Source organism: Prolixibacteraceae bacterium, from assembly GCA_019856515.1.
In the GTDB taxonomy this organism is placed as follows: domain Bacteria; phylum Bacteroidota; class Bacteroidia; order Bacteroidales; family Prolixibacteraceae; genus Halosquirtibacter; species Halosquirtibacter xylanolyticus.
Genome location: CP082230.1, coordinates 4,735,588 through 4,749,103 on the forward strand (window position 1 = coordinate 4,735,588; position 13,516 = coordinate 4,749,103).

The 13,516-nt window shown below is 37.3% G+C and carries 13 protein-coding genes; 10 read left to right on the forward strand and 3 right to left on the reverse strand.

The window, feature by feature from the left end:
- Nucleotides 1-298 precede the first annotated feature (298 nt).
- A complete protein-coding gene (locus K5X82_17320; GenBank protein ID QZT36973.1) occupies nt 299-1,249 on the forward strand; it encodes a formylglycine-generating enzyme family protein in 951 nt (316 codons plus the stop codon).
- Nucleotides 1,250-1,697: 448 nt separating this feature from the next.
- Here K5X82_17320 and K5X82_17325 read toward each other — a convergent pair whose 3' ends face one another.
- A complete protein-coding gene (locus K5X82_17325) occupies nt 1,698-2,537 on the reverse strand; it encodes a nitroreductase family protein (protein ID QZT36974.1) in 840 nt (279 codons plus the stop codon).
- Nucleotides 2,538-2,856: 319 nt separating this feature from the next.
- Between K5X82_17325 and K5X82_17330 the strand changes: the two genes are divergently transcribed.
- The 5 genes from K5X82_17330 to K5X82_17350 all read left to right on the forward strand — a co-directional run bounded on the left by K5X82_17330 (nt 2,857) and on the right by K5X82_17350 (nt 8,423).
- Nucleotides 2,857-3,732, forward strand: a complete 876-nt coding sequence (locus K5X82_17330) for a YicC family protein (protein QZT36975.1) — start codon at nt 2,857-2,859, stop codon at nt 3,730-3,732.
- A 14-nt stretch (nt 3,733-3,746) separates the two neighbouring features.
- Nucleotides 3,747-4,322 carry a guanylate kinase gene (gmk, locus tag K5X82_17335; GenBank protein ID QZT36976.1) on the forward strand — a complete coding sequence of 192 codons (576 nt, stop codon included), beginning with the start codon at nt 3,747-3,749 and terminating at the stop codon, nt 4,320-4,322.
- On the forward strand, nt 4,323-4,901 hold the full coding sequence (nadD, locus tag K5X82_17340) for a nicotinate (nicotinamide) nucleotide adenylyltransferase (GenBank protein QZT36977.1): 579 nt from the start codon (nt 4,323-4,325) through the stop codon (nt 4,899-4,901).
- 52 nt (nt 4,902-4,953) lie between these two features.
- Complete coding sequence (locus tag K5X82_17345) at nt 4,954-7,182, forward strand: patatin-like phospholipase family protein (protein ID QZT36978.1); 2,229 nt, start codon at nt 4,954-4,956, stop codon at nt 7,180-7,182.
- A 101-nt stretch (nt 7,183-7,283) separates the two neighbouring features.
- Nucleotides 7,284-8,423, forward strand: a complete 1,140-nt coding sequence (locus K5X82_17350) for a hypothetical protein (protein QZT36979.1) — start codon at nt 7,284-7,286, stop codon at nt 8,421-8,423.
- A gap of 44 nt (nt 8,424-8,467) precedes the next feature.
- Here the strand turns inward: K5X82_17350 and K5X82_17355 are convergent, their stop codons facing one another.
- Nucleotides 8,468-9,394: a YitT family protein gene (locus K5X82_17355; protein ID QZT36980.1), complete on the reverse strand. Its 927-nt coding sequence runs from the start codon at nt 9,392-9,394 to the stop codon at nt 8,468-8,470.
- Between the two features lie 336 nt (nt 9,395-9,730).
- Here K5X82_17355 and K5X82_17360 point away from each other — a divergent pair, with 336 nt between their 5' ends.
- The 4 genes from K5X82_17360 (at nt 9,731) to K5X82_17375 (ending at nt 12,294) form a co-directional block, all read left to right on the forward strand.
- Nucleotides 9,731-10,363 carry a peroxiredoxin gene (locus K5X82_17360; protein QZT36981.1) on the forward strand — a complete coding sequence of 211 codons (633 nt, stop codon included), beginning with the start codon at nt 9,731-9,733 and terminating at the stop codon, nt 10,361-10,363.
- Between the two features lie 86 nt (nt 10,364-10,449).
- Complete coding sequence (locus K5X82_17365; GenBank protein QZT36982.1) at nt 10,450-10,833, forward strand: hypothetical protein; 384 nt, start codon at nt 10,450-10,452, stop codon at nt 10,831-10,833.
- 190 nt (nt 10,834-11,023) lie between these two features.
- Nucleotides 11,024-11,599: an FKBP-type peptidyl-prolyl cis-trans isomerase gene (locus tag K5X82_17370; GenBank protein QZT36983.1), complete on the forward strand. Its 576-nt coding sequence runs from the start codon at nt 11,024-11,026 to the stop codon at nt 11,597-11,599.
- 479 nt (nt 11,600-12,078) lie between these two features.
- A complete protein-coding gene (locus K5X82_17375; GenBank protein ID QZT36984.1) occupies nt 12,079-12,294 on the forward strand; it encodes a hypothetical protein in 216 nt (71 codons plus the stop codon).
- 639 nt (nt 12,295-12,933) lie between these two features.
- On the opposite strand, the gene K5X82_17380 is transcribed toward K5X82_17375, so the two are convergent.
- On the reverse strand, nt 12,934-13,437 hold the full coding sequence (locus K5X82_17380) for a sigma-70 family RNA polymerase sigma factor (protein QZT36985.1): 504 nt from the start codon (nt 13,435-13,437) through the stop codon (nt 12,934-12,936).
- Nucleotides 13,438-13,516 lie beyond the last annotated feature (79 nt).

Sequence of the window (13,516 nt, forward strand, 5' to 3'; positions counted from 1 at the left end):
AGGAGTTGAATCGCAAGGATGGCACACAGATGAATACTACGGTTGTCGCTCTCTTGTGGTACGATGCCGAGCGGAGCTCGGCGTTCCCAGCGGTTGAGGTATCCCTCTCGTGCCAATTCATTGGCACGCCGTGAGAGCATCGCTTCTGTACGAGGTCATGGGGTTGCTTGGTAGAGACAGGATGCTCGTGTCTAATGTGTTTTGGAAATGTTGGTTTTTGTTGGATTTGGAGATGCGAGCATTGCATCTGTGCGAGATGTTTTTGTAGCCTTAGATAATTTAAAAAAAGAAAAGAGTTATGGAAGAAAGAAGAGGAAAAATAGTCTCACTATTATTGGTTTTATGGGTTTGTCTGTTTCATATCTCTTGTGCCCAGAAGGGTAAGCCCGAGTCGGAAACGGATTGGATCATCAAAAAATCTTTGACGGACTTGGTTTATGTGAAAGGTGGCACTTTTATGTTGGGAGATGTGGGGTATACGGATAGTTTGGGCGTACATCGCCTTTTTGCGAACCATGGAAGTGCATTGCCAGTCCATAAGGTGACCCTAGATAGTTATTCTATCGGTAAGTTAGAGGTGACTTTTAAGGAGTTTGATCTATTCTGTAAACTAACAGGACGAGATCTTGTTGGAGATAATCGAGAGGGAAGGTATAGTATATTTTTTCGACCAGAGTTGTCTGCAACATTTATGACATGGGATGAGGCGATGGCCTACTGTGCATGGTTAGGAAAATTAACTGGTTTGTCATTTAATTTGGCGACGAATGCGCAGTGGGAGTATGCTGCGCGTAGCCGGGGTTTGGCAGTAAAGTATGGCACGGACAATGGTTTAATGGAAAAAGGACGTAACTATAAGAGTGATTACTATGAAACATCTGCCGACAACCCTCCTCCAGGCAGTTACCCCCCGAACCCTTTGGGACTGTACGATATGAGTGGCATTAACCCTGAATGGGTTCGCGATGGGTATATGGAATATTATAAGATTCCAGAAGTTAATCCTTTAAATGATTTTCAATACAGTATTGTTACCATTCGAGGTTTTAGTCTGAATGTTTATAGCAGAGGTTCTCGAGCCAACTATAGAACAGGAGCAGGAGCAGGTATTCGATTTGTAGTAAATTCACCAACTCCCATTGATGTTGAATCCGTATTAGATAGCCTCGGTCTATCTATGCCTAGCTCAAAAGATCTAGAGAAGTATATGCCGAAGAATTGGGTTGCACCGGGTAAATACCCTCTTTAGTTCTCTATTCCAAGATGCCGAGTTATACAATCATTGGGAGCTCCATGTTCTCAATGATTCGATGTGCACTGTGTTGCGTGGTTTGTGCCAATGCCTTTTATGTAAGTGCTGGGAACGGGGTACTCTAGTTCGGCATCTTTTTATGACCCCGATGACAGTATTTAATGGAGATCGCTTCAATCTTAAAGAGTGGTTTGTGGTGCTAATAGCGGGTGATTGAACAGACTATCGAGTTGATATTAAGTAAACAGCTGCTTAATTATCGATATGATAAGGAGTAAGAACGTTTGGTGATTATGTCGTTGTAGAATTTAGACGCGATTATCGCGTCTAAATAGTGGTTTTTATTCCCAAATGGATTGTTCTATTATATACTGTATGTTTTAATGTGCGCGATGGGTGTCAGGTTTGAATTCGTGTAGGTTGATTGTTAACTTGATGTGTGAGTTTAAAAGAACTTCCAAGTGATAATGTAGTTGTAATGGCCACATTGTAGGTCTTCTTTTTTTGAGTCTTGCCAGCTTCCATATTTCTTTACTTCGTTACATCCTATTTCGAAGTGTGCCATGGCAATCCCCATGTCGATTGCGTTAAGGTTAATATGTACCAAAGAGGATTCGAGTGATTTCTGTTTCTTCATATAAAAATGGACACAATTTCCATCAATGATAAGTCTCCATGGCTGGGTGTTGTCTACGGAAGGTGCCCATCTAACCATCTCTAGCGGTATGTATAGCTCTTCTGCTTGAGTTCCAGCGATAGGGTTTGAGAGGTCTTCGTTAAAGAATAGCTCCTCGAAAGGTCTTCTGGTTTTAGATTTTACAAATGAGCAAAGTGCTTTTTCAATAAACGACTTGGGCAGAGCTTTACCAACAGGTATGATAGCGGGGATGAATTTTGTGTCGGGAATAGAGAGAGCCTCTTTGAATTCACTTCTATTGAATGATCCTCCCATCCAGCAGGTACCCAACTTCATGCCCAGTAGTTTTATAACTTTCTTCTGGATAATGTATCCATAGTCCACCATTCCTTTGGTGCTTCTTTCGTCAAGGATACCTATAATACAGCTTCTGATACCTCTAACAAAACCATAAGTTCCCATGTTTCTGTTTTGAAGTATATATTCTTGCCTATCAATTAATTTCATGATAATAGGCGTCTTAAAGGGGCCGCTATTGTCTTTGTGAACAATTTCATGTACATCGTGACATAGTTTACCTAACAAAGGAGTGTTCTCAAATGTTCTTGTTGATCTTCTTTGTTTGATTAGTTCTAACAGTGATCCCATTTTATTTTTTTGCTCAAGTATTACGTGTTCAATAATGTTTTAGAGGGTCTAATGTCTGAAAAAAATAGATAGTACAAAAATTTATTTTCGAAATCTGATGTTTTAGATTGTAATGGTATTGAAATAAAATGAGTTTAAGTCTAACTAATTGATATTATATTACTGTTTTTGTTGGTTATTTATGAATATATTGATTGTTTTCATAGTAGAATGGCATTCATGAAAAAAACATTAATTGATTGAATGGCTTGATTATTTCAATGTAAAAATGGGTGTGTATGTACTATTTGATTAATTTTGTAATCAAAAGCACTTTATTATGATTCATTCTATGACAGGCTATGGAAAGGCCGAAAAGGAGATTGGAACCAAGAAGATCACCATCGAGGTGAAATCTCTTAATAGTAAACAGATGGACATCTATACTCGAATTCCTAGCATGTATAAAGCGAAGGATATTCAAGTAAGAAAGATGATTTCTGAAAAATTAGTGCGTGGAAAAGTAGAGTTTAATCTTTTCTATGAGAATTTAGGTGAAGTGTCTTCGACAAAAATAAATATTCCAATTGTAAAGAACTATTTTGAACAATTAACTCAATTAAGTAATGAATTGAACATCTCATTGGATGCCAGTGCACTACAGACTCTTGTTCAGCTTCCTGATGCATTAAAAACAGAACATCAAGAGTTAAATGAAGATGAGTGGATCGAGATTGAATCACTTATTGGATCTGCATTGGATGAGATCGCTGACTTTAGGTTACAAGAGGGAAGTGCTTTAGTGAAAGATATAGAGTTGAATATTCGATTGATAAGAGATCTGATTCCTGTGGTTGAGAATTATGAAGAAGATCGAATAAAGACGGTTAGAGCTCGATTGACTGAACATATTGATGAGTTATCAAAAGTAGAGAAGTTTGATGCGAATCGTTTTGAGCAAGAGATGATCTACTACATTGAGAAGTTTGATATTAATGAAGAGAAGGTGCGTTTAAGAAACCACTGTGATTATTTTGAGAAAACGCTTTCTGCTGGTGGCGCTGTTGGTAAGAAGCTTGGTTTTATTTCGCAAGAGATTGGTCGTGAGATAAATACACTTGGTTCAAAAGCTAATCATGCTGAGATTCAAAAGAATGTGATCCTAATGAAGGATTCATTAGAGAAGATTAAGGAGCAGGTTTTGAATGTATTATAAGAATATTATAGTTGATGAATAAAGGTAAGTTAATTATTTTCTCGGCGCCTTCAGGATCGGGAAAGACTACAATCGTAAGACATCTGTTGACCAAGGAGCTTCCGTTAGAGTTTTCTGTTTCGGCTACAAGTCGAACACCTCGTCATACGGAGACTGATGGTAAGGATTACTATTTTTTGTCTCCAGATGAGTTCAAACAACGCATTGATACAGGAGATTTTCTTGAGTGGGAAGAGGTGTATACAGACACTTTCTATGGAACACTTATTGAAGAGGTGGAGCGTATTCGTGACAAAGGACATCATGTTCTATTTGATGTTGATGTTGTTGGTGGGGTGAATATTAAAAAATATTATGGCGAAGATGCATTGTCCATTTTTGTTAAACCACCTAGTGTTGAAGCACTCGAAGAGAGACTTAAAGGACGATCAACAGATTCGGATGAGGTGATTCAAAAGCGTCTTGCGAAGGCCAATTATGAGTTGTCTTTTGAGCCTAAATTTGATTACGTGCTTGTGAATGATCAGATAGAGGTTGCTTTCGGAGAAGCAGAGACTGTAGTACATAACTTTGTTAATAATATTGATTAAATGAATATAGTCCTTTTTTCTGGATCTTTTAGTCCTGTCCATAATGGACATGTATATCTAGTAAAAGAGCTATTAAAGGATAAAGAGGTGGATCAGGTTTGGTTATCTGTGACCCCTCTTAATCCTTTAAAAGAGGCTTCTGATGTATGGCCAATAGCCTTTAGAAAAAGCCTTATTAGGAAGGTGTTTGAATCGATGCCCAATGTGATTCTAACAGAGATTGAAGAGTCTTTGCCATCTCCTCTTTACACTATTCATACACTTTATGCTTTAAAGGAGAAGTATAAAGAATACACTTTTTCTTTGCTTGTTGGAGAGGATAATTATAGAAACATCACAAAGTGGTATAGCTACAAGGAGCTACTTGAGAACTTCTCACTGTATGTCTTTCCGAGAGAAGACGATCATGATGTTGTCCATCAGAAGAGCGTAGATATTCCGAATGTTAAGTGGTTAAAATCCCCGATGATCGATGTTTCTTCTACAGAAATACGAAATAAAGCCAAGAATCATGAACCAATAGGCAATCTTGTTCCTTATTGTATTGAGGAGGATATTGTTAATTATATCAGTATGTGATGGTCCCCCTTTGATGATCCCTCTTAGATAATTAATATTGAACTTAACTATTATGAAGTTTTTACTGTTTCTTCTAGTACTATTTTTTCAAATACTAATTCCATTGTCGACTCTCGCACAAGAGAAACCTAGTCGTCCTAAGATAGGTTTGGTGTTGAGTGGTGGTGGGGCAAAAGGCTTTGCCGAGATTGGAGTGATTAAAGTGTTAGAAGAGAACGGCTTTCCTATTGATTATATTGCAGGAACTAGTGTAGGGGCGATCATTGGTGGTGCTTACTCGATGGGGTATAGAGCTTCTGTATTGGATAGTATCGTTCGTCATTCTGATTGGATGACTATGATGAAAGATGATGTGGATCGAGAACACTATCCTATTTTTGTAAAGGAAGAGGATGCTCGTTATCACCTATCTATACCGATTTCAAAAGAGGGTATAGAACTTCCAAGGGGTATTCTTGATGGACAGAATGTCCTTAAATTCTTCTCAGATATATGTATTAACTACGAAGGAAACATCTTGTTTGATGATCTTCCTATACCATTTCGTTGCGTTGCATCCGATGTGCTTACTGGAAAAGAGGTGGTATTATCTCAAGGTAGTTTAAAGAAGGCAATACGGGCAAGTATGGCTATCCCAGGTGTGTTTACTCCAGTGAAATGGGATAATTATATGTTGCTAGATGGTTTGATGGTCAATAATTTCCCGGTGGATGTTTGTCGCGATATGGGCGCAGACTATATTATTGGTATCGACATTCAGGCACGCTTGCTTAAAGAGAATGAGATAAAAAGCGTCTATTCGATATTAGATAATGTTACAACGTGGATGGCGAAAGACACTTATGAGAGTAATGTGAATAGTTGTGATCTCTATTTGCGTCCTCCTATTGATGATTTTGAAGCAATGGATTTTAATAAGGAGATGGTGGACTCTCTGATTAAGATCGGCGAAGAATATGCAAGGTCTATGCTCCCTCGACTGTTGGAGGTGAGAGATTCGTTAGGTATTGAACCTGAGGAGCGGTTGTTCTCAAAGGTTCCGCCTCGGGATAATGATCGTTTTTTTGTTTCGGGAATAGAGATTCAAGGTTCCGATAAGATTAGTAAGAAAGAGGTTTTAGGTCGTCTGCAAATAGATCCAGGAGCTGTAACCTCTTTGTCGCATATTCATCAAGGAATTGATCAAATCTATGGTACTGGTTATTATGAGTTGGTAACGTATGAGTTAATTCAAGATGGATATGGTGGTTATATTTTGATGCTTCATGTCGATGAGTCTCATACGGCGTGGATCAATGTCGGCGTTCATTATAATACGGTAAACAATGCTGGCTTGTTGCTAAATAGTACCATCTTCGGTCGTTCAACATTTGGATCCCGACTCTCAACGGATGTTATTCTATCGCATCGATCATCTTTCTCGTTGAAATATAATATGGATCGTGGTCATCATATTGGATTGGGAGCCAATGTGAAAGTTAGAGATGAACGTTTGCCTTTATATGATAGTTATGGACGATCAAATGGGGAGGTGGACTACCTCTATACTTCGTTAGGATTGGAGGCCCACTCAATCATATACGATAGAATGCTTATCGGTTTCGGTGCCGGTTATGATTGGTACAATGTTACTAATGTGGTGAGTCCTAATTTCAGTGAAGAAGATATTTTGGGTAATAACTATGCGAATATCTTCGCTTATCTGAAATATGACTCGAAGAATAAAGCCTATTTTGCTGATAAAGGTTGGGAAGTTTTTGGTTTCGTAAAGACGATGACTAAAGATTGGTTTAATGGGAGTGATCTTTTGGATCATATTATTGTCGAGATGAATATGAAAAAGTATATTCCTGTGACTGATTATTTGACGATTGTGCCAGCTGTTAATTTTCGTATGGTTACTTGGGATGATCTACCTTGCTATCTTATGACTGCGATGGGGGGAGATCCTAGTGTGATTCAGATGAATAGTCAGTTGCCATTTATTGGATTAAGAAATATGCAGTTGCTTTCGCAAAATGCACTCATCTTTGGTTCAGATTTTCGTTTTAAGATATTTAAAGACAACTACATCACAGGGTTGTTAAATATTGCTGTCAATAGTGATTCGTTTACTGCATACCATCAATCATCCGATTTTGGACTGATTGTATATCCTTTAGTTGGAGCTGGTGTAAAGTATTCATATGATAGCCCTATTGGTCCAATCGAATTGAGTGTGAGTGGCTCTAATCATAGTAGTCGAGTGGATGCATTCTTCTCATTGGGGTATAGGTTCTAAAAAACCACCTTATGATTATGCTATGTTAAATAGTTTTCTGTAACTTAGCCTTTAAAGTACAAAGAGTAATCATCACGCTAAAAATAAAATATATATAAGGAATGGGATTTTTATTCACATTAAAATACAAGTTAGGTCTGTTTCCTACTTATGATAAGATTTCAAAGGAGTGGAATCAAATTCTTGATAAGAAAAGAACTCTTGATAAATTGCAGAACAGCGAAATCGTTAGCGAGTATCTTCAGTTGAAAGAGCAGTATGGAAATATTACTGTCTCTAATGGTGTTAATCCAGAGGAGACCAATATTTTGAATGAGTTGGCTAAGCTGGAGAAGAATAAGAAAGTGAAGAAGTTTCTTTCTCAAAATACAGAGAATATAGATAGTCAACCTTTCGAGGTGATTCACTATATGGAACTTAAGGCGACTCTTGATAACATCAAAGTAACTGCTCCTAAAGAAGAGGCTGAGAGTGATGTGAATAAATCTCGTTATATGGAATTGGCTTCAACAAATGAGGTGAAGCAGTTTGAAGCACTAAAAGCAGATTCGTCATTAGATTATTTTAATTCCAATGCACTTCTGTTAGATGAGTCTTTCTTTGAAAATAAGTCTATGGGAGAGAGATGGTCGTTAGAGCCTCAATTTAGTGATTTTAGTGGAGGATCTTATTCTCAAGCAGATGATCTTCACTTATATCAAGCAAGCAACGTTAAGCCAAACGAAAAGAGTTGTGATATTGCGGTTTTAAGAGAGTCTAAGCAAGGAAAAGCATGGTCTGCTACTTTGGGTTTCATTCCTAAAACTTTTGCTTATACGTCAGGTATGATGCATAGCAAGAAGAGTGTCTCAGCGGAGAAGCTTTCGGTAGAGGTGGCAGCGAAATTTAAACCTCAAGAGGGAGTGGTAAATGCATTGGTCTTGAAAGATAGACGTAATGGTAAGATGATTGACCTTTTCCGTACAGGAACAAAAGGAGTCGGATTTGGTACTTTTGATGCTTCGACATCTAACCACAGCTCATTAAAATCTATTGATTTTGGACGTAAGCATGTTTTTAGAATTGACATTCAAGACAATGAAATTGTTTGGTTCTTAAACAACCAAGAAGTGTCTCGCCAAGCAGGTGCTTTTAGAGGCGCAGAGTGGGATATTGCAGCTTTGGTAGCTGTGAAGAAAGAGAATGTCCAACCATCGAATATGACATTAGATTGGATACGCGTAGTAGACCAATTGGTATAGATATAAAAAAGGATGATCTAATCGATCATCCTTTTTATTTGTGATTAATCTGCAGTCACCTTTTGAGTTAACGACTGAAATCCTTCACCTAATATCTCACTCGCATTCATTACGGTAATAAATGCATCAGGATCAATTCTATGTATATGCTCCTCTAAGATAGGTACTTCTCTACGTGAAATGACCGTAAAGATAACGTGCTTCTCTTCATCGCTATACATCCCTTTTCCCTGAAGCATTGTGCCTCCTCTTTCAAGGTCGTTAAGGATACGATCTTTGATTTGATCATACTCTTTAGAGACAATAATAAGTGCTTTGTTGTAATCTAATCCTTCCATGGTTACATCGATAGCTTTACCAGTAATGTAGATTACCAACCAGCTATATAGAGGTATTTTCCAATCCTCAAATGCAACCAATGCAACCAATACGATTGCCGAATCAACAATGATCATTAATTTACCTAGGGACCATCCAGAGTATTTCTGTATAATCATCGCGATAATATCCGATCCTCCCGAAGTAGCTTTAGCTTTAAAGATAAGACCAAGCCCTACACCAATAAGTACTCCACCAAAGATACATGAGAGTAGTACATCATTTACAAGAGGTGCTTCTCCGTCTACTCGTAACCATGTGACCCCATCAATCATGATCGAACAGATTGCAAAACCTAGAATCGTTTTGATTCCAAAGCGAGGCCCCAATATCCAAATTCCAGCAATCGTAAGCGGAATGTTAAGTATTAAGCCCGTAGCTCCAACAGGGAAGCCTTCAGGAAAAGCAGCGAACCATCCTTTGGTAACGTGATGCACAACAATGGCTATACCATATACTCCTCCCGGTGCGATTTTGTGAGGGGTAATAAAATAGTCGTAAGCAATCGCCATTAAAAAACATCCTAGAACAATCAATCCGTAGTCGATAAACCACTGTCTAGAAAAAATGCGTTGTTTTGGGATAAAACTCATGCTAGTTGATTTAATTTGGTTAAAAAATGGAACGTTTTCACGCAAATATAGAAAAGTAAATTGCAGCCAAACCAAATATAATTCATAAAAATCAACTTATTTTTTAGATTTCGCAAAAACGCTGTTATTCCCCATTTAGTGGTATGTTTCAATTTATTCACGATTCTTACTGTTTGATTAATAAACTATTAGTTGTAACGATATAACACCTTATAAGTTTTCTCGATATGTACATAAATTATATCGAATGGTTTATTTTGGATTCAGACCATCAACTCCCTTATATTTGTATCAGAAACAATTCAGAAAAGATAAATCATTAAAAAATATAATATCATGCAAGTATTAGTAGGAAAAAAAGCACCACAGTTCAATGCAGCAGCAGTAGTAGACGGAAATCAAATCGTTGATAGTTTCTCATTAGACCAATTTATTGGTAAGAAAGAGGTTGTTTTCTTCTTCTATCCTCTAGATTTTACATTTGTGTGTCCAACAGAGTTGATCGCTTTTCAAAATAAATTAGCCGATTTTGAGAAAAGAAATGTTGCAGTAGTAGGATGTTCTATCGACTCAGAGTTTTCACACTTCGCATGGTTGCAAACAGATAAAAATAAAGGTGGAATTAACGGAGTAACTTATCCAATTGTTGCGGATGTAACAAAAACAATCGCTAAGAACTTTGGTGTGCTTGCTGGTAGTGAGGTGAAAGACGAGAATTCAGGCGAATATGGTTTTAATGGTGCAGCTGTAGCTTACCGTGGACTATTCCTTATCGATAAAGAAGGTGTGGTTCGTCATCAAGTAATTAATGACCTTCCTCTTGGACGAAGTGTAGACGAGGCTCTTCGTATGGTTGATGCATTACAGCATTTTGAGCAGTATGGTGAGGTTTGTCCTGCAAACTGGAAAGAGGGCGAAGATGCAATGAAAGCAACAAATGAAGGTGTAGCAGAATATTTGTCTAAATAAGCACTAATATCTATTCTAATAAAACATTTTTGTTTGCGAATTGTTAGTTATTTTTGAAATGTGGTAATTTTAAAAAACTCAAAGTTATGAAGATTAATAGATATGAAGATATTTCTCAGATTGAGAGAGAAGCAAAAAAAGATTATATAGATCGTCACTCGGCATTTGTTCTTGTGGATGGTACAGCTAAAAAAGGAGAGAAGTATAAAGTAAAAGTTAAAGTAGGTGAGGAGTATCTTCATCCAGATGATTTCGATCATTATATCTCATGGGTACAACTTTGGGATGGCGAACGTATGCTAGCGAAGACTGAATTCCTTGCAGGAACTCTTGGTAATGCTGCTGGACAAACAGAGGTTGATTTCTATGTAGTTCCTACTAAATCAACAATGAAACTTATGGCACATGCTTACTGTACAAAACATGGTTTGTGGCAAAGTGATGAAGTAATTGTTGAAGTTGTTGACTAAATGAATACACAATTATAATTTCTTATTTCAAGTCCTAATCCATCCTATTGGGTTAGGACTTTTTGTTATGATAATTAATAAACATAGAAAGGTGTTTGTCATTAAAGATAAAAAGGTTTAAATCTTTTATTTCTTGGATGAAATATACTTTCTTTGTCACATTGTTTTTTAATTTACTAAAGAAAATACTATGAGTATCGTTAAAGATAAAAAGGTTACGTTGACCTACGATCTACGTGTTGAGTCATTCGATGCGGATATTTATGAATCTGCTACGGCAGAGAATCCATTACAATTTATCTACGGTGCAGGTCAAATGCTTCCAGCTTTTGAAACAGCTATCGCTGGATTAGAGGCAGGTGCTGAATTCCGTATCCAACTTTCAATAGAAGATGCTTACGGTGACGTGAACGAAGAAGCTGTTGTGGATCTTCCTAAATCTATCTTCGAAGCTGAAGGTAAATTTGATGACGAGAAAATCAAAGTAGGTGAGATGATCCCTATGATGACTTCAGATGGTCGTCGTATGACTGGTATCGTTTTAGAGGTTTCTGAAGAGACAGTTAAAATGGACTTCAACCACCCTCTTGCTGGCGAAGAACTTTTCTTCCAAGGAAAGATTGTTTCTGTTGAAGAGCCAACTGTTGAAGAGCTTCAAGCTGTTTACAGCCCAGCTGGTGGTTGTGGATGTGGTTCTGGTGGTTGTGATTCAGGAAGCTGTGGTGACGATCAAGAAGGTGGATGTGGTTCAGGATGTGGATGTTAATATCACAGATCATATAACTTTTAAAAGGGGTTCTCTTAGAGAGCTCCTTTTTTTTGGTGTGCCATGCATGTAAATTAACTAATCGGTGCAAGTCCGTAGTGGCGGTTTGTAGAGCCAACCACCTAGCAGACGGCAAGGGTGCTTATCGTGAGGTATAACCTGAAGGAAGCCTTATGCAAAACTCTGATCCGAGGTATACGAATCTCATTAGGCGGTATATAACTGGATAAGCTTGCCAAACAAAGTAAAGTCCGAATTCTACACGGAGTTAATACCGTAGATGTGGCGGATAGATGGAGTGAAAGTTAATTTCCTTACCATGGGAGGTCTCGCAGATGGATACAGTGTATTTTTTCCTGTCCATTCAAAAAAAGTTAACTGTGAGAAGTCAGCTGAGGTCATAGTACTGTACCCACTTTACAGGAAGGACTGAATCTTAAATCATTCATAATACAGACTGTTACCTAATGAAGGGATCAATGCAGAAAATATCGGAAGATAGCTACTTAAGTGAAGGTAGAGCGGAACTCGAGAATAACTCAAGAGCGCACACTTTCAAAGGGATAACTGAAGCCATTATGGAAACGAACATTACAACAGATAATTTATTAGAATGTGTCCTAGAATCAGATAACCTAGGTAAGGCTTATTTACAGGTTTATCGTAATAAAGGAGTCATGGAGTTGATAAGATGAAAGTGGAATCATTAAAAGATTATCTCAGATTTCATCGAAAAGTTTTAATAACAGAACTACGAGAAGGTAAGTGTTAACCCGATAGCGAATTATCATTATTTCATGCGGCATATTGATCGGAGTTTTGAAGAGCAAAGCGTATTAATATGCTAATACGAGGAAAAAGTATTGGCGCATTTCAAAGAGTCGAATTCAACAAACGACTATAACGAATAAGAATTTGGAGAAGGCAGGCTATATTACGCTAAGTGATTATTATCAGAAAGTAAAGTCGTGATTTAGGGAGTCGCCGTATACGAGACCCGTACGTACGGTGGTGTGGGAGGTGTACTGGAAGATAAAATATCTTCCAGCCATCTACCCGATTCTCCATGATATTCCTCCTTGTTTCTATCTCATACCAATTGTACTAATCCATGAGCTAAAAAGAGTGATGTATACATTTTATTTAAACAATGCTGTAGAATATACATAGTAGAACGCAAGATTATAACTCATTTATAGACGTTATTGGTATTACTTCAATTGAGCATAAGCTAAAAACAAAAAAGAGAGATACGACGTGTACCTCTCTTTGGAATATTTACTATTGACTTGTTTTTGAATCGTGCTACATATATGATTCTTAAATTGGCATTCTTAATTGTTATTTAGAAACTGATCTTCAAGTTTCTTTCTCGATAAAAAGATCCTACTCTTTACTGTTCCCATAGGTAGTCCTAAAATATCACATATCTCAGTATACTTATATCCTTTTTGAAATAGAATAAAAGGAGTTTTGATATTCTCTGGTAGGTTGTCTATGGCGCGATATATCTCTTTCATCTCTTGTTGTGCATCTGGTGCGGCGAAAACTTTATTCTTTGCTATGGATAGAAGGTAATCATTTGAGCTACTCTCAAGGCTCATCTTATTCCTTATTTTCTTCCTATAGTCATTAATAAAGGTGTTTTTCATGATAGTATACACCCATGCTTTAAAGTTTGTATCTTCTTTAAACTTGCTCTGATAATTCAAAGCCTTCAAGAATGTCTCTTGAACTAAATCCGATGCTGCATCTTGGTTTGTAGTCAAACTCAAGGCATAGTAGTAAAGTCTATCTTCAAGACCTACTAATGATTTTTGAAATTGTAACTTTGTCATGATCTCGATGTTTTGGTTGATACTCTCTGTTTTTCACTACTATAAATATATTGAAAAGAAATAAGGATAAAAAGGTCTT

Bases quoted from the DNA above. Each gene is read 5' to 3' on its own strand.
- K5X82_17365 (QZT36982.1), top strand. From the start codon at position 10,450: ATGAAGATTAATAGATATGAAGATATTTCTCAGATTGAGAGAGAAGCA.
- K5X82_17345 (QZT36978.1), top strand. From the start codon at position 4,954: ATGAAGTTTTTACTGTTTCTTCTAGTACTATTTTTTCAAATACTAATT.
- gmk (QZT36976.1), top strand. From the start codon at position 3,747: ATGAATAAAGGTAAGTTAATTATTTTCTCGGCGCCTTCAGGATCGGGA.
- K5X82_17320 (QZT36973.1), top strand. From the start codon at position 299: ATGGAAGAAAGAAGAGGAAAAATAGTCTCACTATTATTGGTTTTATGG.
- K5X82_17325 (QZT36974.1), bottom strand. From the start codon at position 2,537: ATGGGATCACTGTTAGAACTAATCAAACAAAGAAGATCAACAAGAACA.
- K5X82_17380 (QZT36985.1), bottom strand. From the start codon at position 13,437: ATGACAAAGTTACAATTTCAAAAATCATTAGTAGGTCTTGAAGATAGA.
- K5X82_17375 (QZT36984.1), top strand. From the start codon at position 12,079: ATGCAGAAAATATCGGAAGATAGCTACTTAAGTGAAGGTAGAGCGGAA.
- K5X82_17350 (QZT36979.1), top strand. From the start codon at position 7,284: ATGGGATTTTTATTCACATTAAAATACAAGTTAGGTCTGTTTCCTACT.
- K5X82_17370 (QZT36983.1), top strand. From the start codon at position 11,024: ATGAGTATCGTTAAAGATAAAAAGGTTACGTTGACCTACGATCTACGT.
- K5X82_17330 (QZT36975.1), top strand. From the start codon at position 2,857: ATGATTCATTCTATGACAGGCTATGGAAAGGCCGAAAAGGAGATTGGA.
- nadD (QZT36977.1), top strand. From the start codon at position 4,323: ATGAATATAGTCCTTTTTTCTGGATCTTTTAGTCCTGTCCATAATGGA.
- K5X82_17355 (QZT36980.1), bottom strand. From the start codon at position 9,394: ATGAGTTTTATCCCAAAACAACGCATTTTTTCTAGACAGTGGTTTATC.
- K5X82_17360 (QZT36981.1), top strand. From the start codon at position 9,731: ATGCAAGTATTAGTAGGAAAAAAAGCACCACAGTTCAATGCAGCAGCA.